We start from the raw sequence: 26,095 nt of genomic DNA on the forward strand, positions 1-26,095 counted from the left end.
ATGTATCTGATCTGCAACGACTGGACGGTAGCGAATTGCTGCTCGGCAGGCTGGATTGGGAGCAGCGGCAGCAGCTTGAACAGGAAGCACCGACGCATATACGAGTACCCAGTGGTTCCCGTATTCCGGTCGATTATTCGAATCCCGAGGCTCCTGCGCTGGCAGTGCGGCTGCAAGAGCTGTTCGGCATGGGGGAAACGCCGCGGATTGGCCGGGGACGTGTGCCGCTCGTGCTGCATTTGCTGTCACCCGCCCAGCGGCCTGTGCAAGTGACCTCCGACCTGTCCAGCTTCTGGAGCGAGGCCTATTTTGAAGTTAAAAAGGACCTGAAAGGCAGATATCCCAAGCATTATTGGCCGGATGATCCGTTGGAAGCCGTGGCGACCAGCAGAGCGAAGCCAAAGCGTTGAGTTGCATTGTTTAGTGTCCAATCCGTTCATTATAGCGAGCAGTGGTCTTCCCAAGAGGGAAGGCTGCTTTTTTTATAGGCTATGTTAAATCCAAAAAGAACTTCGTATCAAAAACAAAGAAGACCGAGAAAGTTATTCCTCGGCTTGGTAATGTCATAGAGATATACCACTTAGAAATAGGCGACATCGGGATCAGCAGTATGGAATTGTTTTTGGAATAGGAATCCTGTGGTGTAAGGTGACGATTGTCCTTTTAGTCGAAAAGCTTTTTCAATTTCAACTGCAGCATGACGTGCATCTTCCACGGTTCGCTTGCCAGTAATGATGTCGTTCATCAAGTTCAAAGCCATAAAATTCGCCGCTTCTTGATCGCATTTAGCCGTAGCTTCACCAGCCGTTCGGTCTGGATATAAACTACCATCAAACCTCGCTAAGTCGCCAAAAAATTGAACCGGGACCCTATAATCAATGGTTTGTGCTAAATAATCAAGATGGGGAGTCGGAGTATTATGAGGTACTGTACGAAGATGAACAACCGTCCGTTTCCAAGGACCATTATTATACCATGTAATTTTTGTCCAGCTTGCGTCATTTGGTAAGCCATATTTGTTGATTAACAAATAAACTGTTTTTTTGGGTTCCCCAGTCCACCGCTCCAAAATTCGATCTAAAAGTGGATTTATACCAGAATATTGACATTTATATCCACCAAATCCATTATTCATTAAAAAAATCCCTCCTGCTAACAGATGTAATATTATATTGTGGGCATCTGTCCATGGTTACACATATAGATACTCTCCCGCTGGCACGTTTATCCATTCTATATTTATTTTGTGGAATTGCAGTTATAATAGATTCATACTTTACTAGACATATCTGCTAGACATAACAGGAGAGTGACATGAGTCAAAAAGAGAGAATTTCCGAAGTCGCTTTGCTGAGAGGATTGGCTTTTGCCGCTGTCGTTCTTCAGCATTCCATCGCACATTATGCGGTTGCGCAGGGGGCGCGCATCCAGGACGGGGTGCTGCTGACATTATTACTGCTTTGTTCCAAGTTCGCAGTTCCCGTGTTTGTATTTATCACCGGGATGGTGTTGTTTTACAATTATGATGGAGCCTTAAAGTATGGAACGTTTTTACGTAAAAGATTTATGGACATCATCGTACCTTATATCATATGGTCTCTTTTATACGAATTGGGAAATCAGCTTGTCCAAAGTGGAGGATCTATTCATCCGCTGGATTTTTTGCAGAAGCTTTTGAACGGAAAAAGCAGTTATCATCTGTGGTACATCGTTATGATTATCCAATGCTATGTGTTATTTCCTGTGTTTCGTTATGCTGTGCGTCGTTTGTCTGCGCTGCTGTCGTCACAATGGCAACCCGCTGCATTGGCTGGAGTTGGCGCGTTATATTTTTTGCTTATGTTCGCAGTTGGACCTGTGTACCACGCGATGGACAAGCTCCAGCTCCCGGTCATCACCTCCTGGTTTACCCTGTACGCTGACCGGAATGTGATCTACTTTTTCTTTTATTTTGTGTTAGGAGCGGCAGCCGGGATGAACGTTCAACGCTGGAATGCCTGGGTAACCAAGGGACAGATGGTGTATTGGCCGTTGTTTATCGTAATTACAGGATACTTGCTGTACGAGATGACCAGTCTGTTTCAGACGCCGCGAGGTACGGTTCTTTCCTTTAATTACTTGTCCCTGCTGCGTCCGATCATGGCTGTATATTGTGTTGCGTCTATTTTTGTGGCATATCGGGTAGCTACGTGGATCGCTCATAAGGGTGGCCGCGTGGCGAGTATGCTGACTGCCATCGGAACGTTGTCCTACGGAGCGTATCTGATGCATGCCTTTATGCTGCGTGTGACCTACTTTTTTGATGAAACGTTGTTTGCAGACTGGAGCCACGTGCTTCGTACGCTAATCTCGTTCATTCTCTGCGTGGTCTTTTCCATTGCCGGAACATGGCTGCTGGCCCGTATGCCTCTAGGCAAATGGATTGTGGGGCTTCGGGTTCGTCCCCGCCCGGCGGGAGGGCCGCCAGCCTTGCAAAAGCAAGCCTGACCTTGCGGTTTCCTTATGCATCAAATGATCTCGTTGTGGATGCTGCTTAAACCCACAACGAGATTTTTTGTTTAAACCGAAAAATTAAACGCAGAATTCCTATCTTAAATTTCTTATAACAATGCTATAACGATATTTTAAGCCGTTTCTTCTTTAAAAATGGAGGGGCCAATTCCAAGATCGAAATCAGGGAAGGGCCTATTTTTTAATACTTATAATATAATTTCACTATATGAAAAATTCATAATAGAAAAATAAAACTACAATCACAGCCCACCAATCGCAACCTGCCTAACGAGGCTTCATTTTAGTTCGCTCGCAATCTTTAAGAACGGTCACAAGGGGGAGGAATGTTCTCATACACCCTCATGAAAATGAAAGGAAATAGTGTATGGACATAGAGTGGGTTATAATGGAAGATAAGGTATATGAATAAGGTGTGGAGGAGGCTGTTGCAATGGCGTTTATGATATCCCAGCGGGCTTTTATCAAAATTTATCTGATCACAATGGTAGAGAGGCATCGCGGTTATGGATATCAGATGCTTGAATCGATGAAGGATGAGTTTAGCAGCTTCGGATATGTTCCGCCTCAGAGTGAGGTCTACCGAGCGCTCCATGAGCTGGTACAGGAAGGCGTTTTTTACCGTACCAAACAATTAAAAGGAACAGACCCGCGCGTGGATTTTCAGGAAATTGTACTCTATCATTTTACAGATGATGGGGAGGAGAAGGCCCGACTTTACAAAAAGCAGGTTAAAACCGATTTGGACCGTTGCTTAGGCATGTTGCATAAAGCGGAACAAGACAACTATTCCTGACCACGAAAGGATGAGAATGATGGGTAGAAAGCTGAAATGGGGAATTTTGGGCACTGCGGAGATTGCTCGAATAGCTGTCATTCCGGCGATTCAGCAATCCGAACGCGGAGAAGTGCTCGGGATTGCCAGCCGTGATACCAATAAAGCTGCTGACGCTGCCCGGGAATTCGATATTCCGAAAAGCTATGGAAGCTATGAGGAGCTATTGGCTGATCCCGAAATCGGGGCGGTATATATTCCGCTGCCAAACCATTTGCATGAAGAGTGGACGATTCGGGCGGCCGAGGCAGGAAAGCACGTTTTGTGCGAAAAACCATCTTCTCTCAGTTCAGCCGGGACTAGCCGCATGATTGAAGCCTGTAAAAGTGCAGGCGTGATCTTTGCAGAAGCTTTTATGTATCGCTATCATCCAAAGCATCGAAGAATTAAGGAAATTATCCATAGCGGGGAAATTGGCGACATTCGCGGCATTCATTGTACATTTACGTTTAACAATGCCGATCAGGCAGATAATGTACGTTTTAATAAAAGCATGGGCGGCGGCTCGTTATATGATGTAGGTGTGTATCCGATATCCGCGGCTCGTATGTATTTGAATCGGGAGCCCGAGGCGGTGACGGTACATGCCTTATTTTCCCCGGAGCACGACAACGTTGATATGATGGCATCCGGCCTGCTGGAATTCCCGGGCGGGGTCAATCTCACCTTTGATTGCGGCATGTGGGCCGCGAACCGCTCCAATATGGAGATTCTTGGCAGCAAAGGCACAATCGCGATGCCCAAAATGTTCGGCTGGGAAAGAACGTCTGTTGTACCGCAAATCTTCGTCCACGTTGGTTCGGTTACGCGCGAGGAACGTCTTAAAGGCTTTAATTCCTTTGAGCTGCAGGCGGATGCTTTTGCCGAGGCGGTGCTTGACGGTGTTCCGTTGCCGTATGAGCCAGAAGATGCAGTAAACAATATGAAGGTGATCGACGCCTGTATTGAATCGGCTCGCAGTCGCAAACGGGTGGAAATTGGATAAGAATAATCGAATTAAAGTAATCGAATTAAAATAATAGCTGTATCACAGCAGAGTCGAGAACAGCAGCCTGTCACAAAGACAAGCTGCTTTTTAGATCAACAAATACATAGAATGCATACGCATACAATCAGGCTTCGAGCCTTTGCATCTTACATATTTTTATCATAGCTTGTGGCATCGCGTTTGGCAGCCTTGATACCGCTCACAGGACGGGGCAATCAGCAGCGACTTTTATTCCCGGCCTAGAATGTGATATAAAAAGAATAGTGCGTTAAGGAGGGAACAACGATGGATGAACATATGAAGCGTCGTCTGGATAAGCAAAAACAGTTGTTTAAACAACTGGGCATTCAGCTGGACGCGCTCTCCATTCATGAAAAACAGTTTAAAAATAAAATGCGCGGCTATGATCCGGACGAGGTAGATGCTTTTCTGGATGAAATCATCAAGGATTATGAACGCTTTTATGCGAATATAGCCGACTTGATGGACAAGTGGCAGGAGCAGCAGGCAACGATACGTGATTTGAAAAATACACCTAAGCCTGCTGCCGATTTCAGCGGGCTTGATCGTCGTCAGCTGGAGGATATCGTCAAGCAACTGGAATATAGCGTGCGCCAGTTGAAAGTGCGATTGCGTCCTGAAAATGACTATTTTCCGGAGTGAGGCGCTGTAAGCGCTGTGTTGATGCCTCTTTAATGTGGTATGATGTAGGTATGCATTTTACACAACATTTAATGAGGCACACATATAAAGGTGGTTAACATGAGTACCCATTTTTCCGTTAGTATCCATTGTCTGCTTCTACTGGCTGAAGGAGCGCCGGAACGAATGACTTCGACGATTATCGCTTCCAGCATCAATACGAACCCGGTCGTCGTGAGAAGAATTATGAGCCGACTCAAGCAAGCAGGTCTGGTTGATTCCTCGCCGGGAGCACGTGGCTTTCGTTTGAGTATGTCAAGTTCCAACATGAATCTTAAAATGATATATGAAGCGACCAAGGATGAAGGGCCGTTGTTCGCCATTCATACCGACAGTAATCATAATTGTGAGGTAGGCAAGAACATAGACGCTTTGTTAGACGGTTTATATACCGTAGCAGAGGAGAAAATACAGGCGTTTTTTGAGACCGTTACGCTGCGAGATCTGGAACAGGCACTCCGGCAGCGGGTTGGACACCAGAGCTCGTCTGTGTAGAGACGCGGGAAAGGAGAATTGAATATGAAAATCGTCGTACTTTCAGATACACATATGCCGTACCGAAGCAAGGCGCTTCCGAGTCGGCTTGTACAGGAGCTAAAAGACAGTGATCTCATTCTCCATGCCGGAGACTGGACGGACTGGTTCGTATATGAACGCCTGGCGGAATTTGCACCTGTGCAAGGAATTGCCGGGAACAATGATGGAATAGATATCGTAGATCGCTTGGGCTATCAACGAATCGTTGAGGTTGAGGGCAAACGGATTGGTATGGTCCACGGTCACGGCTGGCGCGGCTCGACAGAGAATATTGCGCTGAATACGTTTAAGGGAGAACCGTTGGATTGTCTGATTTACGGACATTCCCATATTCCGGTGGTTAAAAAGGTGGGAGAGCTGCTTGTCCTGAATCCCGGCTCTCCGACTGACAAGCGTGGTGAGGACGAATACTCATTTATCGTGCTGAACCTTACAGGTGGACGGTTGAAAGCACAGCTTATTCTTTATCCAGATAAAAATTAATCAATCAACATCCGTTGAATAAAGGGGAAGCTATGGCTATATTTGAATTAGAACCGATGAAGCACCATGTATTGATCTGTAATGGAGGTACATGTATGCGACATGAGGGTGAAGAAGTGACACAAGCAATCCGGGATGAAATTCGTAAACAAAACGCAGATGCTTATATTCACACGACCAGAACTCGCTGTAATGGCCGTTGTCATGATGCTGCGGTTGTGATCGTATACCCTCAAGGCGACTGGTATGGCCAGATGACGCCTGCTGCGGGGACACAACTGGTGCAGAAGCTCGTAGAGGGAGAAAAGCTGGAAACTCATCTTTTTCATGAGTGTGCAGGTAATTCCCGTTCGGAATAATCCAATAAGGGATCAAACAGGCATAGGGAGAGAAAATCTTTACGGAGATTTTCTCTTTTTTGCGTTTAATCCCTGTTCTGAAAGGTAAAAGTATACTGTGGACAACCAAGCCGAGAGGGAGGGAAACAATAACAATGACCTCATTTGACGATGAGCTGCACCACCAGAATCAGAATGGGAGGAAAGAACAGACAGGGAGAGGGACAGCGGAGTATGCTGCTCAGGAACAGCCCTTAAGCCGGGATCACGCGGAGCAGTATCCGACAGAGCAGAAGAGCCTGTTTGATCGTTTTGAGAGTGAGCAAACCGTAGATGCTATTCCCATGGAGGATTTAAAGATGGAACGCGAGGAGGAATTCGACAAGGACGTAACCAAGCACACCTCTTCCAGTGAGAAAAAATACAAAGGCGATGTATAAACCATCAGGTTGCTGGTAATATTTAAAAAGAAATCTCTTGACATTAAGATAAGTGTAATATATATTTAGTTACGAAAAGTAATTAATTTTTCTCAGGAGGTAACAAAAATGTCTAAAGACTTCTTTACAGCTCTGAAAGAAAGACGCTCCTATTACGGTATCAGCAAAGAACAGGTCATTTCCGATCAAAAGATTCAAGAGATTGTAGAGGAAGCTGTTAAGTATACACCTACCTCTTTTAACTCCCAAACTTCACGCGCAGTGGTATTGCTCGGAGAGCAGCATGACAAACTGTGGAATATTACTGAGGATATTTTGCGTGAGGTTGTAGGCAACGAAGAGCAATTCAAGTCTACTGCTGAGAAAATGAACGGCTTCCGCAGCGGCTACGGAACAGTCTTGTTCTTTGAAGACAACAACGTTGTAGCAGGACTGCAACAACAATTCGAAGCGTATGCGGACAATTTCCCAATCTGGTCCAACCAATCCAATGGTATGCTGCAACTGGTAGTATGGACGGCTCTGGAGCAAGAAGGACTGGGTGCATCCCTTCAGCATTACAACCCTTTGATTGATGAAAAAGTAAAAAATGAATGGAACATCCCTGAACATTGGAAGCTGATTGCTGAAATGCCATTCGGTAAACCAACCTTCCAACCAGGTGATAAAGAGTTCCAACCTGTAGAAGAACGCGTAAAAACGTTTAAATAAGTCAAACAATATATAAACGACCAGGCTTCATCCTGAGCAGAGCACTGTGGTACTCACAGTGCTTTTTGTCATTCCATTCGTTACGTGACTAACCTTGGAAATGTGCTGATTCGGAGATTAATTCAGACGTCAACGGGACTAACCGACTGTTTTCCCAAGCTGGAAGGGCTTGAGGCTTGCTTGGGTAACAGTGTGTATGTCTGCCCGGATAGTGATGGGTATGAGGTTCCGGTATGTAAACAAAAGTACCGCAACGCTAAGAGCTGCGGTTTAAAAGGGGGGATGTATACCCGTTTGAAGATGCTGTTCGAAGCGTCTCAACTGATCGCTCATGCCGTATTTACGTAAAATCTCCGTTTGCTTGCTGCCGATCAAATCAAAATGAGGATAGGGCTGACGCTGATGAATATATCGAGGGTCCAAGCCGTTATTGCTGCACCATAAGCGCAGCTTGTCCAAATCGGAGCAGCCTACCTTGGTGACCGTTGTAATTCCTGGAAAACGATTATCCAGCCAGTAATGCGTCAGAAAAGCAATTTCACCGCGACTGACCTCTCTTTTCCAGGCTGCAAGCTCCTGTCGGGTAATGCCAAATGCCATCCGTCTCATCCTTTCTTGGCTCAATCCAAAATCATGAGTAGCCCGCGTGGTTGTACCATTATTTTCGTACGTTAGCCTGTATTATGATCCTTAAAAGGTAACACAATAACAGGAGACCGTGTAGGACGATCTCCTGTTGGTGGTTAAAGCCATCTTTCGGCCCAGCTCTCTACACCATTCAATGCATCACCAAGTTCCTTTCCCTTGCGTGTCAGCGAATACTCGGTACGCACAGGCCGCTCTGTGATGACATTGCGAAGGATCAGGCCGGAAAGCTCTAATTCCTTAATGCGTTCGTTCAGCATACGTTTGCTAAGATCAGGTATGGAGACATGAATTTCACTGAATCGTTTGGGATGTTCCATCAAAGTATGAATGATGAGAGCGGTCCATTTTTTGCTGATGATCTGAAAGGACTGTTCCACCTTGCCGCACAAAAGCTTAGGCTGCCTGTCGTCGCTCATCTTGAATCCCCTCAATTTCATTGTTGTTTTAGTCAGTATACTAAAAGTAACTCTGTATACCAATAGTAACTATATCATGTTGTAGTAACTGTAACATATTTAACATTATTTTCTCTTTTCTTTCGTCAATCATACCACAGAAAACGTTATCATTACAGGATATTTCGAATGTTCACGAATTCGCTAAAATTTGATTGACTTGCCCCTTATTTTGGGTGTATTATGGGTTACGTTAATTCCTCAGGTAACTTTTAATAACCTCATCTTTTATAATGGGAAGAAGGAATAATTCATGGATTCAATGACTTTTGTCTTATTTGGAGCGACAGGGGATTTGGCGAAACGCAAAATTTACCCTGCCTTGTATAATTTGTTTGTAGAAGGTAAAATTCCGGCTTCCTTTTCTGTAATTGGGATGGGGCGCCGTGAAGTGGCTGACGAGCAGTTTCAAAGTAATGTAGAGCAATCCATTAAGGATTTCTCCAGACACGTGAATGATGACCGTGCACAGATGGATCAATTCCTGAGTGCGTTCCGCTATAGCGCTTTGAACGTCAATCATCCGGAAGATTATAAAAAGCTGCTGCAGCTTGCTGAACAGCGTGAAAATGATTTGGGAATTCCGGGGAACCGCATGTTTTATTTATCGGTGGCACCGGAATTTTTTGATGTGATTGCCCTCAATATCCGGGAAAGCGGTCTGGCTGAAACCAAAGGCTGGAAACGACTAATTATCGAAAAACCGTTTGGACATGATCTGGAATCAGCACGCGAGCTGAATGATCGTTTGAGCAGAACATTTGCTGAGGATGAGATTTATCGTATTGACCACTACTTGGGCAAGCCGATGGTGCAAAACCTGGAAGCCTTGAAATTTGCCAATCCTTTGCTTCAAGGAGTATGGAACAATCAGTACATTGCCAATGTACAAATTACCGCTTCCGAGATCGTTGGGGTTGAGGAGCGTGCTGGATACTACGATCATTCCGGAGCTATTCGTGACATGGTACAAAATCACATGCTGCAGGTGCTGATGATGGCAGCCATGAACAAGCCAGAACATGTAACAGCCGATCAGGTGCGTGACGAAAAAACCAAGGTTATGCAGGCACTCCGTCCACTTGATCCTTCGAATATTGCCTCCAGCGTGGTTAGAGGGCAGTATACGAGCGGTGAGATTAACGGAACCACAGTTCCTTCCTATAAAGAAGAACCGGGTATTGCGCCTGATTCGCAAAATGATACATTTATTTCAGCCCGTCTATGGATTGACAATGAGCAGTGGTCAGGTGTGCCATTTTATATTCGCACCGGTAAACGCATGAAAGAAAAATCCACACGTATTGTTGTGGAGTTCAAAAAGGACAGCACAGATCCATATGCTGCACAAGAGCAGCCATCTGAACCAAACTTACTTATCATTCATGTGAATCCGGATGAAAAGGTAACCCTGCGCCTGAATAGCAAAGACCCGCTGAACAATGGTCAACTGGAAACAGTTCTGATGAACTATAATTCCGAGGACAAGGCTGTACCGGAAGCTTATGAGCGCCTTATCTTTGATGCGCTGCGCGGCGATTCCACCTTTTTTGCTCACTGGAATGAAGTTGAGCTTTCATGGATGTGGGTACAACCTGTGCTGGAAGCTTTTGCACGTGGAGAAGTTCCACTACACACTTATGCAGCAGGCTCCTATGGTCCGGAAGCTTCGGATCAATTGTTGGAGGAACAGGGCTTTACATGGTGGCTGGATCAAAAGTCCGAAAGTTCTGAAAAAGCAGTTGTTCGTTCATAAGCATTAACAAATAGACAATATATTTTGCTACGGCAGGAGGCCTTTACAATGCAAGTTGGATTAATTGGTTTGGGAAAAATGGGCTTGAATCTCGGAAAAAACCTGATCGACCATCAGCATGAAGTTGTTGCTTATGATGTGAATGCAGCAGCGATTCAAGAAATGAAGGATTATGGTGCTACAGGTGCTTTCACATTGGAAGAGCTTGTACAGGCAACCCAGTCTCCGAGAGTCCTGTGGATTATGGTTCCCCATCAAATTGTCGATACTGTGCTGGATCAGCTTCAACCATTGCTGTCCAAAGGGGACATCATTATTGAAGGCGGCAACTCTCATTACAAAGAGTCCATTGCCCGTCATACCCGTCTGAAAGAATACGGCATCAGCTTTATGGATGCAGGAACGTCCGGCGGTATGGAAGGCGCACGCCATGGTGCATGTTACATGATCGGCGGCGACCCGGAGGCATGGGCGGTTGTTGAACCTATTTTCCGCGATACAGCGGTGGAAAATGGCTATCTGTATGCAGGTAAATCCGGCAGTGGACATTTTCTCAAAATGGTTCACAACGGTGTGGAATACGGTATGATGGCTTCCATCGGTGAAGGATTTGAAGTGCTGGAGAAAAGCAACTTTGACTTTGACTATGAGCAAGTAGCGCGCGTGTGGAACAACGGCTCCGTTATCCGCTCCTGGCTCATGGGCTTGACTGAACGTGCATTCTCCAAGGATGCGAATTTGGATGAAATCCGTGGGGTTATGCACTCTTCCGGTGAAGGCAAATGGACAGTTGAGGAAGCACTGGATATTCAGGCAGCGACGCCGGTCATTGCTTTGTCCCTGCTGATGCGTTACCGTTCTCTTGACACCGATACGTTTAACGGTAAAGTGGTTGCTGCACTGCGCAATGAATTTGGCGGTCACGCGGTAGAAAAGAAGTAAGAACGATATAAGTTAGTATCTATCCCCGTAGCTTCACTACTGCGGGGATATTGCTATATGTTTTTGCTATGCGCTTTTTGCTGTATGCATATTTTTCCTTGTATATCCGCACAATAGATGAAAAAGGCGGAAGGAAGAAGAGCATATGTGCAAAAGATTTTCGTTATCAGCGGATTTGGATGAGGTAAGGGACCATTTTGGTATACAGCGGGTGATGTATTATTACAAAACACGTTATAACATGAGTCCCACCCAGCATATCCCGATTGTGCTGCATCAGGATGGAGAACGGGTGCTTGATGAATTCCGCTGGGGTTTTATCCCTTACTGGGGCAAGGATTGTGTTAACGCCGACTTAAATTCGCTTCGGGTAAATCCGAGCTATCGCAAGATGGCGGAAACCCGGCGGTGTATCATTCCTTGCAACGGATTTTATTATTGGAGAAAATTAGGTAAACGCATGTGTGCTGTACGCGTGGTGCTGCCGGAACAGAAAATGTTTGCGGTCGCGGGCTTATATGAAATATGGCAGGATAGTCGCAAGGAGCCGCTGCGTACCTGCACGATGATGACAGTCCAGGCCAATGCGGATATACGTGAATTCGACAGTCGTATGCCGGCTATTCTGGACCCCGAACATATTGGTGCATGGCTGAACCCGTCCATTCAAAACGTCGATGAATTGCTGCCGTTACTGCGCACATATGAGCAAGGCGATATGAGCATCTATCCGGTGACTCCGCTGGTGGCGAATGATGAACACGATAATCGCGAATGCATTCAGGAAATGGATTTGCAATATTCCTGGATTAAACCTTAAAGATCATAAACTGCCCGCCGCCTGCATAAGTATGTATTGGGGAACAAGCTCATGATCCGGGGAGAGGGGAAACGGCCGAAGGAGTATCTCATATGGGATGGAGGCGATTGGAATGAGTAACGATACACTCATCCAGCTGCTGGTGCTCATGGTGACGATCATCGGTCTGGTCCAAAACCGGTAAGTGGCAGGTTCCAGAAGGCGGGAGAATTGCCGTAGGCAATCTTCCGTTTTTTTCTGCGTAAAATACTCGCAGATTCAGGAAGCTTGCGGTACAATAGATGCTAGGCTGCAGGTGACAAGACATCTGAATATACGGCTGTATATGATGCATTTAGGGGAGAGCAAATCATGAGTGAATTAACTTCATTACCACCAGCTAAGAAAAGGAAGCTGCTGTTTAGCGCAGGGCTCAGTTGGCTTTTTGATGCCATGGATGTGGGGCTGCTTTCATTTATAGTTGCAGCGCTGGCCAAGGAGTGGCATCTGGGATCAGAGCAAATTGGTCTGGTGACTTCGATGAATTCAATAGGAATGGTGTTTGGGGCCGCTTTGGCCGGGATTTTAGCGGATCGCTACGGCAGACGCGCTATATTAGTGTGGACGCTGCTGATTTTTTCCATTGCCAGTGGTCTGTCTGCTTTTGCGACGGGTCTTGGAGTGCTGCTGGTGCTGCGTTTTATTGCCGGCGCAGGCTTGGGCGGAGAATTGCCTGTAGCTTCGACGCTGGTGTCGGAATCGGTGCCTGTTAAGGAGCGAGGGAGAGCAGTTGTATTACTGGAAAGCTTCTGGGCAGCAGGATGGATTCTTTCGGCCCTTATTGCCTATTTTGTGATCCCGAAGTATGGTTGGCAGATGGCCTTTATTCTCGGCGCAGTGCCTGCGCTGTACGCTCTTTATTTGCGCAGGGCTGTTGAGGATTCACCGCGTTACAAGCAGCAGAGCATCAAGCTTTCGCTGCGGGAACGTGTGGCTTCTATTTGGACGGGAGCGAATCGCAAGTCTACGTTAATGCTGTGGATATTATGGTTCACGGTTGTATTTTCCTATTACGGCATGTTCCTGTGGCTGCCGAGCATGATGTTTATGAAAGGGTTTGAGCTGGTTAAAAGCTTTGAGTACGTCCTGATCATGACGCTTGCGCAATTACCAGGTTACTTTACCGCTGCGTATCTGATTGAAAAGCTGGGCCGCAAATTCGTCCTGATCCTCTATTTACTGCTGACGGCGGTGTCTGCCATTTGGTTCGGAACCGCGGAAACGGCCGGGATGCTGCTGGCTGCTGGGATTTGCTTGTCCTTTTTCAATCTCGGCGCCTGGGGAGCGATGTATGCCTATACACCGGAATTGTATCCGACGGCCGTCCGTTCTACCGGTGTGGGTATGGCGGCTGCGTTTGGCCGTATCGGAGGCGTCATCGGACCATTGGTGGTCGGAATATTGGTAGGACAGGGCATTGGGTTATCCGCAATCTTTGGGATTTTCTTTGTCGCTATCCTGATTGGAGCAGCCGCTGTAGGGTTGCTGGGGACCGAAACGAAAAATCAGGAGATCGACTAACTTTACATTCACCTATATAAAGATTCATAATACAAGAGAGAGGAGTGACCTGAAATGGAGCATACCTTTCTGCTCAAGGCAGACTGGAACGGGGGACGCAACAGCGACGGCCGTATTGAAGCCGGACAACTGCGGACTGCGATTTCGATCCCGGCTGAGATGGGTGGCCCCGGCGTGGGTACAAATCCGGATGAAATGCTGCTCGGTGCTGCCGCAACCTGCTATTTGATTACGTTGGCAGCGATGATGGAGCGTGCCAGTCTCCCGGTGGCATCCCTGGCGCTGGAATCCGAAGGGATTGTCGATGTAACGAACAATATTTTTACATATCGTCGAATCGTGCATCGTCCGCGGGTTCAGCTGGCTGCTGATGCGTCAGAATCGCAGATCGAACAAGCATTGCGTCTGACAGAGCAGGCAGAGACATCCTGCATGATCTCGCGTGCCGTTGCGGGAAACGTGGCTTTGTCTACAGAGCCTGTCGTGGAACGCGCCTCTTAAAGCGATATTTGAACCAGGAGCAATCATTCCAATTGCCCATTATTTTCTAATTCAAGGAGGACAAAACCATGACAGCACAACAAAAATTGCTTGTATTCGCAGGCTCTTACGCCGAATTGGAAGGCAGTGGAGTGTATGCGTACACTTTTAATGAAGAGACTGGCGCACTTACATTACAGGATGAGTTCTCCGGCTTGAAAAATCCTACATTCCTGAATGTGGACGTCAAAAATCGGAAGTTGTATTCGATCGGTGAGACGATTTCGGCTAGCGGAGCGAAGGTAGGCGAAGCTGCTGCGTTTGAAATTGACCCGGTTAAAGGAACATTTACATTGCTGAATCGCGCGGAAAACGTTGGCTCAACAACCTGCCACATTCAGCGTGATCCATCCGACCGTTTCCTTATCGTAGTCAGCTACCACGGAGGTATGGTGGGACTGGTGTCTCTGACTGAGGACGGACGTATCGGTGAGCTGCTGGATGTGAAGCAGCATGAAGGTAAAGGAGCGCATCCTGAGCGTCAGGATCGTCCACATCCTCACTCCAGCTTCTTTAGCCCTGACGGCCGCTTCCTGTTCGTGCAAGATCTCGGTCTGGATCTGATCCGTATCTACACCATTGATGCTGGCAAAGGTCAGCTGGTACTTCATGGTGAAGCCAAAACCCATGCAGGTGCAGGTCCACGCCACTTGACGTTCCATCCGAACGGTAAGTTTGCTTTTGTTATTAACGAAGTGGATTCGTCCATTACTTCTTTTGCATATGATGCAGAAGCTGGCAAGCTCACTGAGCTGGAGAGCGTACCGACATTGCCGTCTGACTTTACTGGCGAAAACACAACCGCTGAAATTGCGATTTCGCAGGATGGTGCTTATCTGTACGGTTCCAATCGCGGGCATGACAGCATTGTAGTGTACGCTGTAGATGGAGCAAACGGCAAGCTGAGCCTGGTCGAGCATGTGTCTGCCGAAGGCGAACATCCGCGCCATTTTGCTTTGACTCCAAACGGTGATCATTTGCTGGTGGCAAACCGTGATACGAACAACATTGTTACATTCAAAGTGGACAAGGCAAGCGGCCGCTTAACCTATACCGGACAACAAGTAACCGTGTCCAAGCCGGTATGCGTACAGCCTTTTTACTTTTCCGTGTAAAATGACGGAGTAACTAAAACGACTAAGTAACGGTATGCGGCTCATGTCCGCTACGAGGACGGATCATTCTTCTGATCGCTGCCGCCCCCGGATTTCTTGATTATATGCTCAAGGGTAGAAATCCGGGGACAAAGGCGAACGCTCCGCTTCTTCAGAACGATTCCGTCCTCTCCGCTGTTTGGGTGCTTTTGGCGATGGTTTCGATTGATTCACCAAGCATAGAAAATCTTTTAGAAAACGGTTCGTAGATTAATCTGCGGCCGTTTTTATTTTTACACTTAGTCGTTTCTAAAGAAGTCATTACCCACGAATGTAATCTAAAGCTTTAAAATTACAAAATAAAATACGAATAATCTCGGTAGCAAAAGGGTACATATGTTATAAGCGGGACAAGAACCCCTCAAGCATCTCCGATAATGCAAATCCAGGACAAGCATTGTGAGTTCCATCTAAGGGTTAGAGGGTGAAAATGAAAGTATACATTTTGCCTAAGGATCAGTTTAGCCCCGTCGGCTTTTTAGAGGCAAACTTATGAAAAATGAGAATAGCAGGGATAAGCTGAGTAACGAAGCGGGCAGATGGATTTCGGAGAAGCGATAGCGTTCGCCTTTGGAACCTAATTTTCACTATTAAAATATAATCAAAAAATCAGGTTCCAACAGCGATCGGAGAAACCATCTGTTCGCGCAGTGGGCCACACAAATCGACAGCGTTGGATTGCACGAATTCTACAGGAGGAGGGATTTACATGAAAATCATCATTACGCAAAAGGAAGCCGCCGACAAAGGAATCTGGACAGAGATTATGGGGATGTTTGGTGTAACCAAAGAGGACGAGGTGTGGGGAAATGAGGAGTTTATTCTCACTGAGGAACAGGCGCGTCAGGTCGGTTTGATAAGATGACGAGAAGTAGCAGGACATGTAATCAAGTTTTAAGACCAAGTCTTAAAAAATCGTAACTTATTTTTTATGTATCTGATACACTTTTAAACCGTACAACGTTTATGATAAGTGCACAAGGGTAATGAAGCTTACAGACACCGTGTACATACCCAGACGGTAAGGAGAGATCAGACATGATGAGATTAGCTTCGAAATGGACAGTATTAGCTTTAATGATGATGCTGATGACGGCAGCGGGAGCAACAGCACAAGGCTACACGCCCGTAACACCTGCTGAAAATCAGGAGATCGTATATATAAACCAAATGGAGATGCGCAACGGACAAATCTATTTGTCGGCAGATCCAATTGAATGGTATGAAGGCAAGGCAGCGGACAAGGCGTTCTTGGAGCATGAAGGAAATACAGGATTGGACGGAGCGCCAGACGGCTACTACATCGTAAACAATTCCGTTCAAAATGATGTTTATCAGGTTGCGCCGGATGCTTCGGTAGAGGTACAAATCTATGATCATACCGGTCGTATTGAAGATACAGATGTGAAATGGAACGAGTCGATTCCGCTGGAACAGTTTGAACAAGATTTCGCCAAAAAAGATATACTGGACCTCAGCCAATTTCCGTACCATGTGACGCTGCGTAACGGCAAGATCGTTAAAATCGTGCAGCAATTCATTCCTTAACATACAAAGTATGCATGAAAATGAGTTGACATATCGAGAAACGTCGATATAATGCGAAGTGAGCGATGAACAGCTCGAGAAGTATGTCGCAGATTACGTCAACTATGTAGAGGGTCGTCCGGCCCTCTCCGGTAGGGGGCAAAAATAACGGAATATCAATAACAAAAAAAGAGGATATCCATCCCCAACGGGGTGCGGATATCCTCTTTTGATCATATATATGGTATTAGAATGATTTTGCTGCTTCTGTTGCGCGTTGTACAGCAGATGCAACGATTTCTTGTGCTTGATCTGGAGCTTGGTTATGTCCTTCCAGTACAACCTTCACGATGTCTTTTACACCGAAGAAGGATAAGATGTTGCTCATGAAGTTCAAAGACATTTCAGCAGCAGCAGCGGGTCCTTCGGAATATACGCCGCCTCTTGCATTGAGCAGCGCAACTTTAGTTTCAGTTACGAGACCCACAGGACCTTCAGCAGTGTATTTGAATGTTTTACCAGCTTGGTTCAGGTAGTCAATGTACGTATGCAGTACTGCAGGAATTGTCATGTTCCAGAGCGGGAAAGCAAATACCACTTTGTCTGCTGCCAGGAATTGATCCAGGTAGCCATTGGCAATGTTGGCCAGGCGAGCTTCTTCAGTGTTCAATTCCAAGCCTCTAGCGGATTTGAACGTACCGTTAATCATGTTAGCGTTCAAATAAGGAAGCTCGACAGAGAACAGGTCCAGCTCAGTGATTTCATCAGATGGGTGGGAAGACTTGTAGCTTTCCACGAATGCGTTATACAATTTAACCGTTGCAGATTCTTCGGCTGTACGATCATTAGCTTTGACAAACAATACTTTAGACATGAAATATTTCCCCCTAGGTAAATTGAATAAGTAAGTTAAGTTAGTAAGTTACCTCGTAATATTACAATATAAAGATAATTTCTGTCAACTCTTTTATATTAAATTTATTTTGAAAAGCCGCTTTATTTTTTACACTGTAAAAACCATGTGTTTCTTTTGCAAATTATCAGTTTTGCGGTAAAATTTAAATATGAGCAGTTGAGAGTATGGATGAATAGGTAAAAATTGAAGTTACGACGTTGCTGCAAAATGCGGTACAACAATTGAACGAAAAAGGTGAGTAGCTTGAAAATTGGTTTTTTTGATTCAGGACTAGGTGGAATTACGGTATTATCTGAGGCGTTAAGACGGCTGCCGAACGAAAGTTTTGTATATATGGCAGATACGCTTCATGCTCCTTACGGGACGAAAACACCACAAGAAGTGCGCGGATATGTCAAGACTTTGGTACAAACGATTCTAAAAGAAGAGGTTAAGGCATTGGTTATTGCCTGCAATACCGCGACGAGTATTGCGGTTGCGGAACTGAGAAGAGAATATTCTATCCCGATTATTGGCATGGAGCCTGCAGTGAAGCCTGCGGTAGAGATGAATCGAGCGAATGGGAAAAGAGTACTGGTATTAGCCACATCGCTGACATTAAAGCAATCCGGTTATGCAGCACTGGTATCGAGGGTTGACGATCATGGAAGTGTGGACTCACTACCTCTGCCGGAGCTTGTGCAATATTGTGAACAGTTAAATTTTGACCGGACAGAATTGTTCGAATATTTTAACCGTAAGTTGTCTTCGTTTAACCTGGACATATATGGTACGGTCGTTTTGGGATGTACGCATTATCCATTTTATAAGGAAATTCTGAAAGAATTGCTGCCTTCTCATATTCAGCTAATCGATGGGAGCCAGGGGACGGTTAGACGATTAAAACAGGTGCTGTCCGAGCGTAATTTGCTGGCATCTCCGGTAAAAGCGGGTCAATCGCAGGAGGGGCACGTTACATTTCTATGTTCCAGTCAGGATGAAGCCTATGTGCATAAGATGGAACGCGCGCTTGAAATCTATGCAGAGCATGAAAAGATATATTTGTAAATATAACAGACATTCTCCAGGAAAATGATGGGGGTGTCTGTTTTTTTACAGAAATAAGCAAAACGGGGATGTTCAAACTTTTCAAAAATTGCTAGAATATAGTAACCTCGAACGTTCACTTCATAGAGGGTTTCAAAGTTTCATAGACGGATGGTTTCCGATTGTATCCATGAAGGAGGGAATAGGATGGAACGTAAAGTGCATATCATTCCTTACCAAGTGATCAAGCAGGAGCAGCAAGCGAATGAAATACCGCGAGGTGTAGAGCTGATTCAGGCTCCAGCGGTATGGAACCAGACCCGAGGCCGAGGAGTGAAGGTAGCCGTGCTGGACACGGGCTGTGATTCGGACCATCCTGATTTGAAGGAGCGCATTATTGGCGGCCGGAATTTCACGGATGATGATGAAGGTGATCCGGAGATCTTCAAGGATTACAACGGTCACGGTACACATGTGGCAGGAACCATCGCGGCAGCGGAAAATGAGCATGGTGTCGTCGGTGTCGCTCCTGAGGCGGATTTGCTCATTATCAAAGTGCTGAACAAGCAGGGCTCCGGCCAATATGACTGGATTATTCAAGGCATCTATTATGCGATTGAGCAAAAGGCAGATATCATCTCGATGTCGCTTGGCGGCCCTGAGGATGTGCCTGAGCTGCATGAAGCGGTGCAAAAGGCTGTAGCCAGCCAAATCCTGGTCATCTGTGCAGCTGGTAATGAGGGAGACGGTGACGATAGAACGGACGAGCTCGGCTACCCCGGCTGCTATAATGAAGTAATCAGCGTAGGTGCAGTAAACTTTGACAGACATGCCTCGGAATTCAGCAACTCCAATAATGAAGTGGATTTGGTTGCACCGGGAGAGGATATATTGTCCACCGTTCCGGGCGGCAAATATGCGACCTTTAGCGGAACTTCGATGGCTACCCCGCACGTGGCAGGTGCTTTGGCACTGATTAAGCAGCTGGCGAATGCAAGGTTTGAGCGTAATCTCACTGAACCGGAGCTGTACGCACAGCTCATCAAACGCACAATTCCACTCGGCAATTCTCCTAAGCTGGAAGGCAACGGTCTATTGTACTTGACAGCAGTAGATGAGCTTTCCCGTATTTTCGATACACAGCGTGTAGCAGGAATACTGAGTGCAGCATCTAATAAGTCGCTACTTTAGCGGCTATTTTTGATTTTAAGGTAGAGTATAAGATGGATTTTGCATTGATTATAGGCAACATGAGATATAAAATCAAAAAGGAAGCATTGATTTGTTTCTGAAAATTTCAAAGGAGTGTTGTGAATGTATTTCCCAACTTTAATTATTTTAACTGTCGGTGTTGCATCCTATTAGAGGATTGCAGCAATCCTCTAATAAACGATTAAAATATTAGAGGAGTAATATAAATGAAAAACAAGCACAATTATATAAGGAACTTTTCTATAATTGCCCATATTGATCACGGAAAGTCGACATTAGCAGACCGGATCATGGAAATGACCCAGACGGTTTCAAAAAGAGATTTGAAAGACCAAATGCTGGATTCGATGGATGTGGAACGCGAGCACGGTATAACAGTTAAATCACGGACCGTCCGTGTGTTCTATCAAGCAAGGAATGGACAGGAGTATAAGTATAATTTGCTTGATACCCCTGGACATGTCGATTTTTCATATGAAGTTTCAAAAAGCCTGGCTGCCAGTGAAGGAGTAATTTTACTTGTTGATGCCACTCAAGGTGTTCAGGCTCAGACGATTGCCAATTATCAAATTGCGAAGGAAAATCACTTAGTCATCATACCTGTAATAAATAAAATGGATAGTCCAAACGCTAATATGGATCAAACCCGCCAGCAGATTATTGAATCCATGGATTTTAACGAGCAGGACATATTATATATTTCTGCAAAGACAGGCCAGGGTGTCGCAGATGTATTGGAGCGTATTCAAGCCGTTATTTCTCCACCTGCAGGCTCAGTTGAGAAACCTTTAAAGGCCTTGGTTTTCGACTTGCATTACGATCCGTATAAAGGAGTAATCGCCTACATTCGTTTGTTTGAAGGTTCTTTAGATAAGGAAAAGACACTTGTATTCATGGCCACCCAGGCAGGGTTTGAACCCATTGAGATAGGAGTGTTTTCACCTCATATGCAGTCAACGGGTTCACTGTCTGCTGGGGAGGTTGGATATATCGTTACGGGTTTGAAAGAAGTTCAAAGGGTCAAACTTGGTGACACGCTAACTTCATCTGCCGATCCTGTTCAAGAGCCGCTGCCAGGGTATAAAGAGTCTAAATCGACAGTATTTGCAGGATTTTACCCAAGTGACGACAGATACAAAGATTTTGAAAATGCCATTCATCGACTGGCTTTGAACGATTCCTCTTTTCGTTATGAGGAGGAGCAATCTGATCTATTAGGGAAAGGATTTCGTTGCGGATTTTTAGGTATGCTTCATCTGCAAATTATACGAGAACGTCTAGAAAAGGAGTATGGGGTCACAGTTCTTACAACTGCTCCTAACGTTTCGTATCATGTGATCATGAAAAATGGCAAGGAGCTATGGGTGAATAATCCGGTAAACTATCCGCCATTCGTTCAGGTAGAAAGGGTAGAGGAGCCCTTTTCTGAGGTAACTATTACATTACCGGAAGAATATATTGGCGATATGATGAAGCTGGTAACCAGCCGAAAAGGAATCTTTTATGATTTAAGCTACCAATCCAATCAAGCCATATTAAAGTATGAAATGCCTGCTTCCGAAATTGCCTATGACTTTTTTGATCAGTTGAAATCCATATCCCGTGGGTACGCCACAATGGACGTAAAATATAAAGAGTACCGAACCGCAGATCTAGTTAAAGCAGAAATATTAGTAAACTATTTACAGATTGATGCCTTGGCTTTTATTCTGCACCGAGAGGATGTTTACCGTACTGCCTCAGAGCTCGTATTAAAGTTAAAGCATAAGATTCCCAGAAAACTGTATCCTATGCCAGTTCAAGTGCTGGTTGAGGGGAAAGTAATCGCCAGAGAAGATGTTCCTCCATTAAGAAAGAATGCTGCGGTTAGCGGGGAAAAGAAGAGCATCTCCAAGAAACAAGCGTTGTTGCGAAGACAAAATATGAATAAACGCAAAATGGAAAGTAGCGATATACGATTGCCACAGGAAGTGTTTAACACCATTCTAGAAATGGGTAAAGGGAACAACTAAGTAACACGTATAATTGCAGAGACATGTCGAAGACAACTTCAACTACGGTCTCCTGCATCAAAAAAGATCACAGTCAGAGAGGTGTAAGCCTCATTCCCTGACTGTGATCTTTTGCTGTCTAGTGTCTAGCTATAGGGTCCGTATCTTGATGAGTTATACCCTGTGATTACTGCGGACCTTCGGTAACAGCGATTTCTTTATCCAGGTTTTCTCTGGACAGGTTGGCGGTCAAGTAATCCGGTGTATCGGGCAGCACCAGATGCAGATTGGATTTTTGACAAATACGGATGGTGCACTTGTCGATGATTAAATCAAAGACGTGACCGCCTCCCGTGCGTTCCTCATTAATAAAATGCAGATGAAACCCGGCTACGCCAATGCCTTGCGCATAGGCAGGTGTCCAGAAGCCTGTGATCACGCCGGAAGCCTCATTAAAAGTGAAGGTAGGCTGTGACTTGGTTGCTTCAATAAAGGGCTTATAAGGTTTCACTTGGTGAGGCACGGTTCGTGTTTTTACTTCACGGAAAGTGCCATCTAAACGGAAAGCATAGAATAAATTGCGGCTTGGGAACAGCTTGAGCAGCAGGGCTTCCAGCTCATCGCGATGCATGGGGCGATCAATGGTATATGTGAAATCTTCACGAAAAAAGGTGACTGTGGAAAAAGGAGTGGTCTCTTCCGGTTTTACACGATGGGCCGTACCGTCTGGAAGCAAGTGAAAAAATTCACCATCAAACGCAATCATCTCACCATTGAGCTGGTCAAATGTACCAAGCCCGAAATCCCCGTGCTTTTGTAGTTCCTTGAAGGCTACGACCCCATCATAAAGACCATCTAATAAAGCGAGCATGGTAGACGTTTGGTAAATATCATGATCAAGTTCAGTTTCTTCCTTGTTTTCCAGTTCTGCAACGGTCATGGCAATACACTTCCTTTTGTAATTGTATGCATTTATTTTCTTTCTTTTTCAATAATAAACATAAATTTTCAGTAAATAACATGAGTAACTCAAAAAAAGCATAAAAAAAACGCTAAACCCCTTCATTGTCACCAAGCTGTCACGAGTGAGGCCCAGTTAAGGTTAATTTAACTGATTAGGAAGCAGCTTACGTCCTAGCTGGATATTATCCTGATAATCAATCGGAATATCGACGACCACGGGACCATCAGTATCGAGTGCCTGCTGCAGCACACTTTCCAGTTCTTCCGGGCCATGTACACGCAATCCGGTTGCCCCAAAGCTCTCGGCATATTTCACAACATCTACATCTCCGAATTCTACACCGGAAGTTCTGCCGTATTTCATTTTTTGCTGAAAAGCGACCATGTCGTAGCTTCCATCTCTCCATACGATATGCACGAGCGGAGAGTTAAGACGTACGGCGGTTTCGAGCTCCATGGATGAGAAAAGAAATCCTCCATCACCAGAAATAGAAACGGCCTTTTGACCAGGATTGACGAGAGTGGCAGCAATACCCCAGGGCAAAGCTACGCCTAAAGTCTGCATCCCGTTGCTGAACAGGAGTCGCCGCGGTTCATAGGAACGGAAATATCGGGCCATCCAAATGTAGTGTGAGCCCACATCACAGGAGACCGTGACGTTATCATCAATCAGGCTGCGTAATGTACGAATGAATTGTAATGGATGAATCAGATCATTTTGCTTGCGTGCAGGAATAGCGGCCTGATCATTCAAATCTTGGCGAAGTCGGTCCAACTGGGCGCATGAGGCTTCAGGCAGCTTTAAGGTAGGGATTTCCTCTGCGAGGCTGCTTACGATCAGGTCTATATTACCGATAAGCTCGTAATCTGGCTGATAATCATGGTCGATATCCGCTTGATGATCATCCAGGTGAATCAAGGTTCGATTTGCGGGAATGTTCCAGTTTTTTGGATCATATTCTATAGGATCATAGCCAATCGTTAGTACCAGATCTGCCGCCGCAAGAAGCATGTCGCCCGGTTGATTGTGGAATAGCCCCACTCTTCCGAAATAGTGGCTTTCCAGCTCACGAGAGATGGCTCCAGCGGCCTGAAATGTTTCGACTACAGGCAAATCCGTATTTCGAATGAGTGCGCGGATGGCTGCTGTGGCTTTAGGGGTGCTGGCTTTCATACCGAGAAGAAGTACGGGCAGCTTGGCTTTTTTGATTTGGCCTGCGACTTGCTTGATTAGCCCGTCCGGTGCAATTCCAAGCTGTGGAAGGGAAAGCTTTTCAATAGCTGTTACTTCGGATGACGAAGTCAACACGTCCTGGGGCAGACTGACAAAAGTTGCTCCAGGCTGAGCTGAGGTCGCAATCCGAAATGCATTGGTAATAGCTTCCGGTACATTATCAGGATGTTCTACTTCGACGCTGTATTTGGTGATGGGTTCGAATAGTCCGGCGTTATCCATAGATTGATGCGTGCGTTTCAAACGTTCGGATCTTGGGACTGCACCAGCAAGAGCAACGACGGGATCACTTTCCGCATTAGCGGTGACAAGTCCTGTCGCCAAATTCGATGCACCGGGACCGGAGGTAACAAGACATACGCCGGGTTTCCCAGTTAATCGACCGACCGCAGCTGCCATAAAGGCGGCGTTTTGTTCATGACGGCATATGATCAATTCTGGACCACGATCTTGAAGAACGTCAAAAACGGAATCAATCTTGGCACCTGGAATACCAAAAATGTGCGTTACTCCTTGCTTGATCAAACAATCGACAACAAGGTCAGCTCCTTTCGTAACGGTCTTTGCTTGGACATCTTGCACTTTTGTACTCAATGCAGTCACCTCTTCTTTTGTCTTTGAAATATTATGAAATACTTTCAATGTAAAACATTGGATGCATGTGACAATTATAATACAATAACTGGTATTTTCAAGAGAGAAATTTTCAGAAAAATGGCAAAAAATAATGAAATCGTTTTCGAAATGCCGTTTTAATAGGGAAGTACAAAGTGCGGAAACTTGAAAAAGAAATTCCTGTTTATTTTTTGTCATCCCACATGATAAAAATCACTTTCCTCTGCAAAGGATAGCGGTTACAATATAGTTGTTGTTAACGTAAACATTAAATTTAAGGTGAAATGATCCAGAGCGATATAAAAAGCAGGAATCATAATATGGCCTGATCGTCTTGTATAATAACGTGACCTGTTAAGTTATGCAGAATGCTATTGCTAAATAATAGGCAGAATACAACCATTTTTGTTAACGTTAACAATTTTGTTGGAAAGAGGACTATAGAAGGGATGAGAGAGTAATGACTAAAGCATTTTTAGACGAAAACTTTTTGTTAAGCAATCCCACAGCTGAAATTTTGTATCATCAGTATGCCAAGGATATGCCGATTATCGACTATCATTGTCATTTAAGTCCACAGGAAATTTACGAAAATAAAGAATTCAAGAATATTACGGAAGCTTGGTTGTACGGAGATCATTACAAGTGGAGACTGATGCGGGCCAATGGGGTAGAGGAGCGCTTGATTACGGGGGATGCCGAAGATTATGACAAGTTTTTGGCTTGGGCCAAAACCGTACCTACACTGATCGGTAACCCACTGTACCATTGGACACATTTGGAGCTTCAACGCTTTTTCGGTGTACATGAGCTGCTAAATGAAAAGAACGCACCTTTGATCTGGGAGAAAGTGAACCAAAAGCTGCAGGGACAGGGCTTTGGAGCACGTGATCTGATTGTAAATTCGAAGGTAACTGTTGTGTGCACCACAGATGATCCGACGGACCATCTTGAATACCATAAACAAATCTGCAAGCTGAGCGATTTTCCAGTGGCTGTATTGCCGAGCTTCCGCCCGGACAAAGCCTTGGAAATTAATCGTGAAACATTTCAGCCTTGGGTAGCCCGTCTGGGTGAGGTCAGCGGCCTGGATGTTTCCGGCTTTGAAGGATTTTTGAATGCGCTGGCGAGCCGGGTGCGTCATTTTTATGCTGCTGGAGGACGGGTATCCGATCATGCACTGGATACGGT

Annotated in this window: 27 protein-coding genes and 1 pseudogene; 22 read left to right on the forward strand and 6 right to left on the reverse strand. The window is 45.5% G+C overall.

What is annotated here, in order from left to right; translation table 11 throughout:
* The coding region (locus tag WG8_RS10525; protein ID WP_007430149.1) for an ATP-dependent helicase C-terminal domain-containing protein at positions 1 to 410 on the forward strand (410 nt) is incomplete at its 5' end.
* Between the two features lie 170 nt (positions 411 to 580).
* On the opposite strand, the gene WG8_RS10530 is transcribed toward WG8_RS10525, so the two are convergent.
* The gene (locus tag WG8_RS10530; RefSeq protein ID WP_007430150.1) at positions 581 to 1,135 is read right to left on the reverse strand and encodes a hypothetical protein; all 555 of its coding nucleotides are present in this window, start codon (positions 1,133 to 1,135) and stop codon (positions 581 to 583) included.
* A 179-nt stretch (positions 1,136 to 1,314) separates the two neighbouring features.
* Between WG8_RS10530 and WG8_RS10535 the strand changes: the two genes are divergently transcribed.
* The 9 genes from WG8_RS10535 to WG8_RS10575 all read left to right on the forward strand — a co-directional run bounded on the left by WG8_RS10535 (position 1,315) and on the right by WG8_RS10575 (position 7,545).
* Positions 1,315 to 2,487, forward strand: coding sequence for an acyltransferase (locus tag WG8_RS10535; RefSeq protein WP_007430151.1), 1,173 nt, complete (start codon positions 1,315 to 1,317; stop codon positions 2,485 to 2,487).
* A gap of 457 nt (positions 2,488 to 2,944) precedes the next feature.
* Positions 2,945 to 3,307 carry a helix-turn-helix transcriptional regulator gene (locus tag WG8_RS10540; RefSeq protein ID WP_007430152.1) on the forward strand — a complete coding sequence of 121 codons (363 nt, stop codon included), beginning with the start codon at positions 2,945 to 2,947 and terminating at the stop codon, positions 3,305 to 3,307.
* A gap of 19 nt (positions 3,308 to 3,326) precedes the next feature.
* Positions 3,327 to 4,331, forward strand: coding sequence for a Gfo/Idh/MocA family protein (locus WG8_RS10545; RefSeq protein ID WP_007430153.1), 1,005 nt, complete (start codon positions 3,327 to 3,329; stop codon positions 4,329 to 4,331).
* 288 nt (positions 4,332 to 4,619) lie between these two features.
* A complete protein-coding gene (locus tag WG8_RS10550) occupies positions 4,620 to 4,997 on the forward strand; it encodes a DivIVA domain-containing protein (protein WP_007430154.1) in 378 nt (125 codons plus the stop codon).
* Between the two features lie 99 nt (positions 4,998 to 5,096).
* Positions 5,097 to 5,531, forward strand: a complete 435-nt coding sequence (locus WG8_RS10555; RefSeq protein ID WP_007430155.1) for an Rrf2 family transcriptional regulator — start codon at positions 5,097 to 5,099, stop codon at positions 5,529 to 5,531.
* 24 nt (positions 5,532 to 5,555) lie between these two features.
* Positions 5,556 to 6,056: a metallophosphoesterase family protein gene (locus WG8_RS10560; protein ID WP_007430156.1), complete on the forward strand. Its 501-nt coding sequence runs from the start codon at positions 5,556 to 5,558 to the stop codon at positions 6,054 to 6,056.
* Positions 6,057 to 6,088: 32 nt separating this feature from the next.
* Positions 6,089 to 6,415: a (2Fe-2S) ferredoxin domain-containing protein gene (locus WG8_RS10565; RefSeq protein ID WP_043890956.1), complete on the forward strand. Its 327-nt coding sequence runs from the start codon at positions 6,089 to 6,091 to the stop codon at positions 6,413 to 6,415.
* 134 nt (positions 6,416 to 6,549) lie between these two features.
* Positions 6,550 to 6,834 carry a hypothetical protein gene (locus WG8_RS10570; RefSeq protein WP_007430158.1) on the forward strand — a complete coding sequence of 95 codons (285 nt, stop codon included), beginning with the start codon at positions 6,550 to 6,552 and terminating at the stop codon, positions 6,832 to 6,834.
* Between the two features lie 108 nt (positions 6,835 to 6,942).
* Positions 6,943 to 7,545, forward strand: a complete 603-nt coding sequence (locus WG8_RS10575) for a nitroreductase family protein (protein ID WP_007430159.1) — start codon at positions 6,943 to 6,945, stop codon at positions 7,543 to 7,545.
* A 270-nt stretch (positions 7,546 to 7,815) separates the two neighbouring features.
* Here WG8_RS10575 and WG8_RS10580 read toward each other — a convergent pair whose 3' ends face one another.
* A complete protein-coding gene (locus WG8_RS10580) occupies positions 7,816 to 8,145 on the reverse strand; it encodes a hypothetical protein (RefSeq protein ID WP_007430160.1) in 330 nt (109 codons plus the stop codon).
* Between the two features lie 143 nt (positions 8,146 to 8,288).
* Positions 8,289 to 8,609, reverse strand: a complete 321-nt coding sequence (locus WG8_RS10585; protein WP_007430161.1) for a winged helix-turn-helix transcriptional regulator — start codon at positions 8,607 to 8,609, stop codon at positions 8,289 to 8,291.
* Positions 8,610 to 8,901: 292 nt separating this feature from the next.
* Here WG8_RS10585 and zwf point away from each other — a divergent pair, with 292 nt between their 5' ends.
* The 8 genes from zwf to WG8_RS10620 all read left to right on the forward strand — a co-directional run bounded on the left by zwf (position 8,902) and on the right by WG8_RS10620 (position 16,968).
* Positions 8,902 to 10,404 (forward strand): glucose-6-phosphate dehydrogenase, encoded by a 1,503-nt coding sequence (zwf, locus tag WG8_RS10590; protein ID WP_007430162.1) that lies wholly within the window; start codon positions 8,902 to 8,904, stop codon positions 10,402 to 10,404.
* Positions 10,405 to 10,452: 48 nt separating this feature from the next.
* Positions 10,453 to 11,346 carry a phosphogluconate dehydrogenase (NAD(+)-dependent, decarboxylating) gene (gnd, locus tag WG8_RS10595; RefSeq protein WP_007430163.1) on the forward strand — a complete coding sequence of 298 codons (894 nt, stop codon included), beginning with the start codon at positions 10,453 to 10,455 and terminating at the stop codon, positions 11,344 to 11,346.
* Positions 11,347 to 11,491: 145 nt separating this feature from the next.
* The gene (locus tag WG8_RS10600) at positions 11,492 to 12,166 is read left to right on the forward strand and encodes an SOS response-associated peptidase (RefSeq protein ID WP_007430164.1); all 675 of its coding nucleotides are present in this window, start codon (positions 11,492 to 11,494) and stop codon (positions 12,164 to 12,166) included.
* 351 nt (positions 12,167 to 12,517) lie between these two features.
* On the forward strand, positions 12,518 to 13,726 hold the full coding sequence (locus tag WG8_RS10605; protein WP_007430166.1) for an MFS transporter: 1,209 nt from the start codon (positions 12,518 to 12,520) through the stop codon (positions 13,724 to 13,726).
* Positions 13,727 to 13,780: 54 nt separating this feature from the next.
* Complete coding sequence (locus WG8_RS10610) at positions 13,781 to 14,227, forward strand: OsmC family protein (protein ID WP_007430167.1); 447 nt, start codon at positions 13,781 to 13,783, stop codon at positions 14,225 to 14,227.
* Between the two features lie 68 nt (positions 14,228 to 14,295).
* A complete protein-coding gene (locus tag WG8_RS10615) occupies positions 14,296 to 15,381 on the forward strand; it encodes a lactonase family protein (protein WP_007430168.1) in 1,086 nt (361 codons plus the stop codon).
* A gap of 748 nt (positions 15,382 to 16,129) precedes the next feature.
* The gene (locus tag WG8_RS27380) at positions 16,130 to 16,285 is read left to right on the forward strand and encodes a hypothetical protein (RefSeq protein WP_007430169.1); all 156 of its coding nucleotides are present in this window, start codon (positions 16,130 to 16,132) and stop codon (positions 16,283 to 16,285) included.
* A 173-nt stretch (positions 16,286 to 16,458) separates the two neighbouring features.
* A complete protein-coding gene (locus WG8_RS10620) occupies positions 16,459 to 16,968 on the forward strand; it encodes a hypothetical protein (RefSeq protein ID WP_007430170.1) in 510 nt (169 codons plus the stop codon).
* A 226-nt stretch (positions 16,969 to 17,194) separates the two neighbouring features.
* Here WG8_RS10620 and WG8_RS10625 read toward each other — a convergent pair whose 3' ends face one another.
* Entirely contained in the window at positions 17,195 to 17,821 is a 627-nt protein-coding gene (locus tag WG8_RS10625; protein WP_007430171.1) for an FMN-dependent NADH-azoreductase, read from the reverse strand.
* 285 nt (positions 17,822 to 18,106) lie between these two features.
* Between WG8_RS10625 and murI the strand changes: the two genes are divergently transcribed.
* The 3 genes from murI (at position 18,107) to lepA (ending at position 22,113) form a co-directional block, all read left to right on the forward strand.
* The gene (murI, locus tag WG8_RS10630; RefSeq protein WP_007430172.1) at positions 18,107 to 18,910 is read left to right on the forward strand and encodes a glutamate racemase; all 804 of its coding nucleotides are present in this window, start codon (positions 18,107 to 18,109) and stop codon (positions 18,908 to 18,910) included.
* A gap of 186 nt (positions 18,911 to 19,096) precedes the next feature.
* Positions 19,097 to 20,080, forward strand: coding sequence for a S8 family peptidase (locus tag WG8_RS10635; RefSeq protein WP_007430173.1), 984 nt, complete (start codon positions 19,097 to 19,099; stop codon positions 20,078 to 20,080).
* A 227-nt stretch (positions 20,081 to 20,307) separates the two neighbouring features.
* Complete coding sequence (gene lepA / locus WG8_RS10640) at positions 20,308 to 22,113, forward strand: translation elongation factor 4 (protein ID WP_007430174.1); 1,806 nt, start codon at positions 20,308 to 20,310, stop codon at positions 22,111 to 22,113.
* A 166-nt stretch (positions 22,114 to 22,279) separates the two neighbouring features.
* On the opposite strand, the gene budA is transcribed toward lepA, so the two are convergent.
* On the reverse strand, positions 22,280 to 23,032 hold the full coding sequence (gene budA, locus WG8_RS10645; protein ID WP_007430175.1) for an acetolactate decarboxylase: 753 nt from the start codon (positions 23,030 to 23,032) through the stop codon (positions 22,280 to 22,282).
* 162 nt (positions 23,033 to 23,194) lie between these two features.
* Positions 23,195 to 24,892 carry an acetolactate synthase AlsS gene (gene alsS / locus WG8_RS10650; RefSeq protein ID WP_198286449.1) on the reverse strand — a complete coding sequence of 566 codons (1,698 nt, stop codon included), beginning with the start codon at positions 24,890 to 24,892 and terminating at the stop codon, positions 23,195 to 23,197.
* Between the two features lie 472 nt (positions 24,893 to 25,364).
* Here alsS and WG8_RS28290 point away from each other — a divergent pair.
* Positions 25,365 to 26,095: pseudogene (locus tag WG8_RS28290) on the forward strand (glucuronate isomerase); the annotation flags it as partial.

The sequence above is a fragment of the Paenibacillus sp. Aloe-11 genome, from assembly GCF_000245715.1.
Taxonomy (GTDB): Bacteria; Bacillota; Bacilli; order Paenibacillales; family Paenibacillaceae; genus Paenibacillus; species Paenibacillus kribbensis.

Excerpts from the sequence above, each read along its gene's own strand:
- WG8_RS10530 (WP_007430150.1), bottom strand. The coding sequence starts at position 1,135 with ATGAATAATGGATTTGGTGGATATAAATGTCAATATTCTGGTATAAAT.
- WG8_RS10535 (WP_007430151.1), top strand. The coding sequence starts at position 1,315 with ATGAGTCAAAAAGAGAGAATTTCCGAAGTCGCTTTGCTGAGAGGATTG.
- WG8_RS10540 (WP_007430152.1), top strand. The coding sequence starts at position 2,945 with ATGGCGTTTATGATATCCCAGCGGGCTTTTATCAAAATTTATCTGATC.
- WG8_RS10545 (WP_007430153.1), top strand. The coding sequence starts at position 3,327 with ATGGGTAGAAAGCTGAAATGGGGAATTTTGGGCACTGCGGAGATTGCT.
- WG8_RS10550 (WP_007430154.1), top strand. The coding sequence starts at position 4,620 with ATGGATGAACATATGAAGCGTCGTCTGGATAAGCAAAAACAGTTGTTT.
- WG8_RS10555 (WP_007430155.1), top strand. The coding sequence starts at position 5,097 with ATGAGTACCCATTTTTCCGTTAGTATCCATTGTCTGCTTCTACTGGCT.
- WG8_RS10560 (WP_007430156.1), top strand. The coding sequence starts at position 5,556 with ATGAAAATCGTCGTACTTTCAGATACACATATGCCGTACCGAAGCAAG.
- WG8_RS10565 (WP_043890956.1), top strand. The coding sequence starts at position 6,089 with ATGGCTATATTTGAATTAGAACCGATGAAGCACCATGTATTGATCTGT.
- WG8_RS10570 (WP_007430158.1), top strand. The coding sequence starts at position 6,550 with ATGACCTCATTTGACGATGAGCTGCACCACCAGAATCAGAATGGGAGG.
- WG8_RS10575 (WP_007430159.1), top strand. The coding sequence starts at position 6,943 with ATGTCTAAAGACTTCTTTACAGCTCTGAAAGAAAGACGCTCCTATTAC.
- WG8_RS10580 (WP_007430160.1), bottom strand. The coding sequence starts at position 8,145 with ATGGCATTTGGCATTACCCGACAGGAGCTTGCAGCCTGGAAAAGAGAG.
- WG8_RS10585 (WP_007430161.1), bottom strand. The coding sequence starts at position 8,609 with ATGAGCGACGACAGGCAGCCTAAGCTTTTGTGCGGCAAGGTGGAACAG.
- zwf (WP_007430162.1), top strand. The coding sequence starts at position 8,902 with ATGGATTCAATGACTTTTGTCTTATTTGGAGCGACAGGGGATTTGGCG.
- gnd (WP_007430163.1), top strand. The coding sequence starts at position 10,453 with ATGCAAGTTGGATTAATTGGTTTGGGAAAAATGGGCTTGAATCTCGGA.
- WG8_RS10600 (WP_007430164.1), top strand. The coding sequence starts at position 11,492 with ATGTGCAAAAGATTTTCGTTATCAGCGGATTTGGATGAGGTAAGGGAC.
- WG8_RS10605 (WP_007430166.1), top strand. The coding sequence starts at position 12,518 with ATGAGTGAATTAACTTCATTACCACCAGCTAAGAAAAGGAAGCTGCTG.
- WG8_RS10610 (WP_007430167.1), top strand. The coding sequence starts at position 13,781 with ATGGAGCATACCTTTCTGCTCAAGGCAGACTGGAACGGGGGACGCAAC.
- WG8_RS10615 (WP_007430168.1), top strand. The coding sequence starts at position 14,296 with ATGACAGCACAACAAAAATTGCTTGTATTCGCAGGCTCTTACGCCGAA.
- WG8_RS27380 (WP_007430169.1), top strand. The coding sequence starts at position 16,130 with ATGAAAATCATCATTACGCAAAAGGAAGCCGCCGACAAAGGAATCTGG.
- WG8_RS10620 (WP_007430170.1), top strand. The coding sequence starts at position 16,459 with ATGATGAGATTAGCTTCGAAATGGACAGTATTAGCTTTAATGATGATG.
- WG8_RS10625 (WP_007430171.1), bottom strand. The coding sequence starts at position 17,821 with ATGTCTAAAGTATTGTTTGTCAAAGCTAATGATCGTACAGCCGAAGAA.
- WG8_RS10635 (WP_007430173.1), top strand. The coding sequence starts at position 19,097 with ATGGAACGTAAAGTGCATATCATTCCTTACCAAGTGATCAAGCAGGAG.
- lepA (WP_007430174.1), top strand. The coding sequence starts at position 20,308 with ATGAAAAACAAGCACAATTATATAAGGAACTTTTCTATAATTGCCCAT.
- budA (WP_007430175.1), bottom strand. The coding sequence starts at position 23,032 with ATGACCGTTGCAGAACTGGAAAACAAGGAAGAAACTGAACTTGATCAT.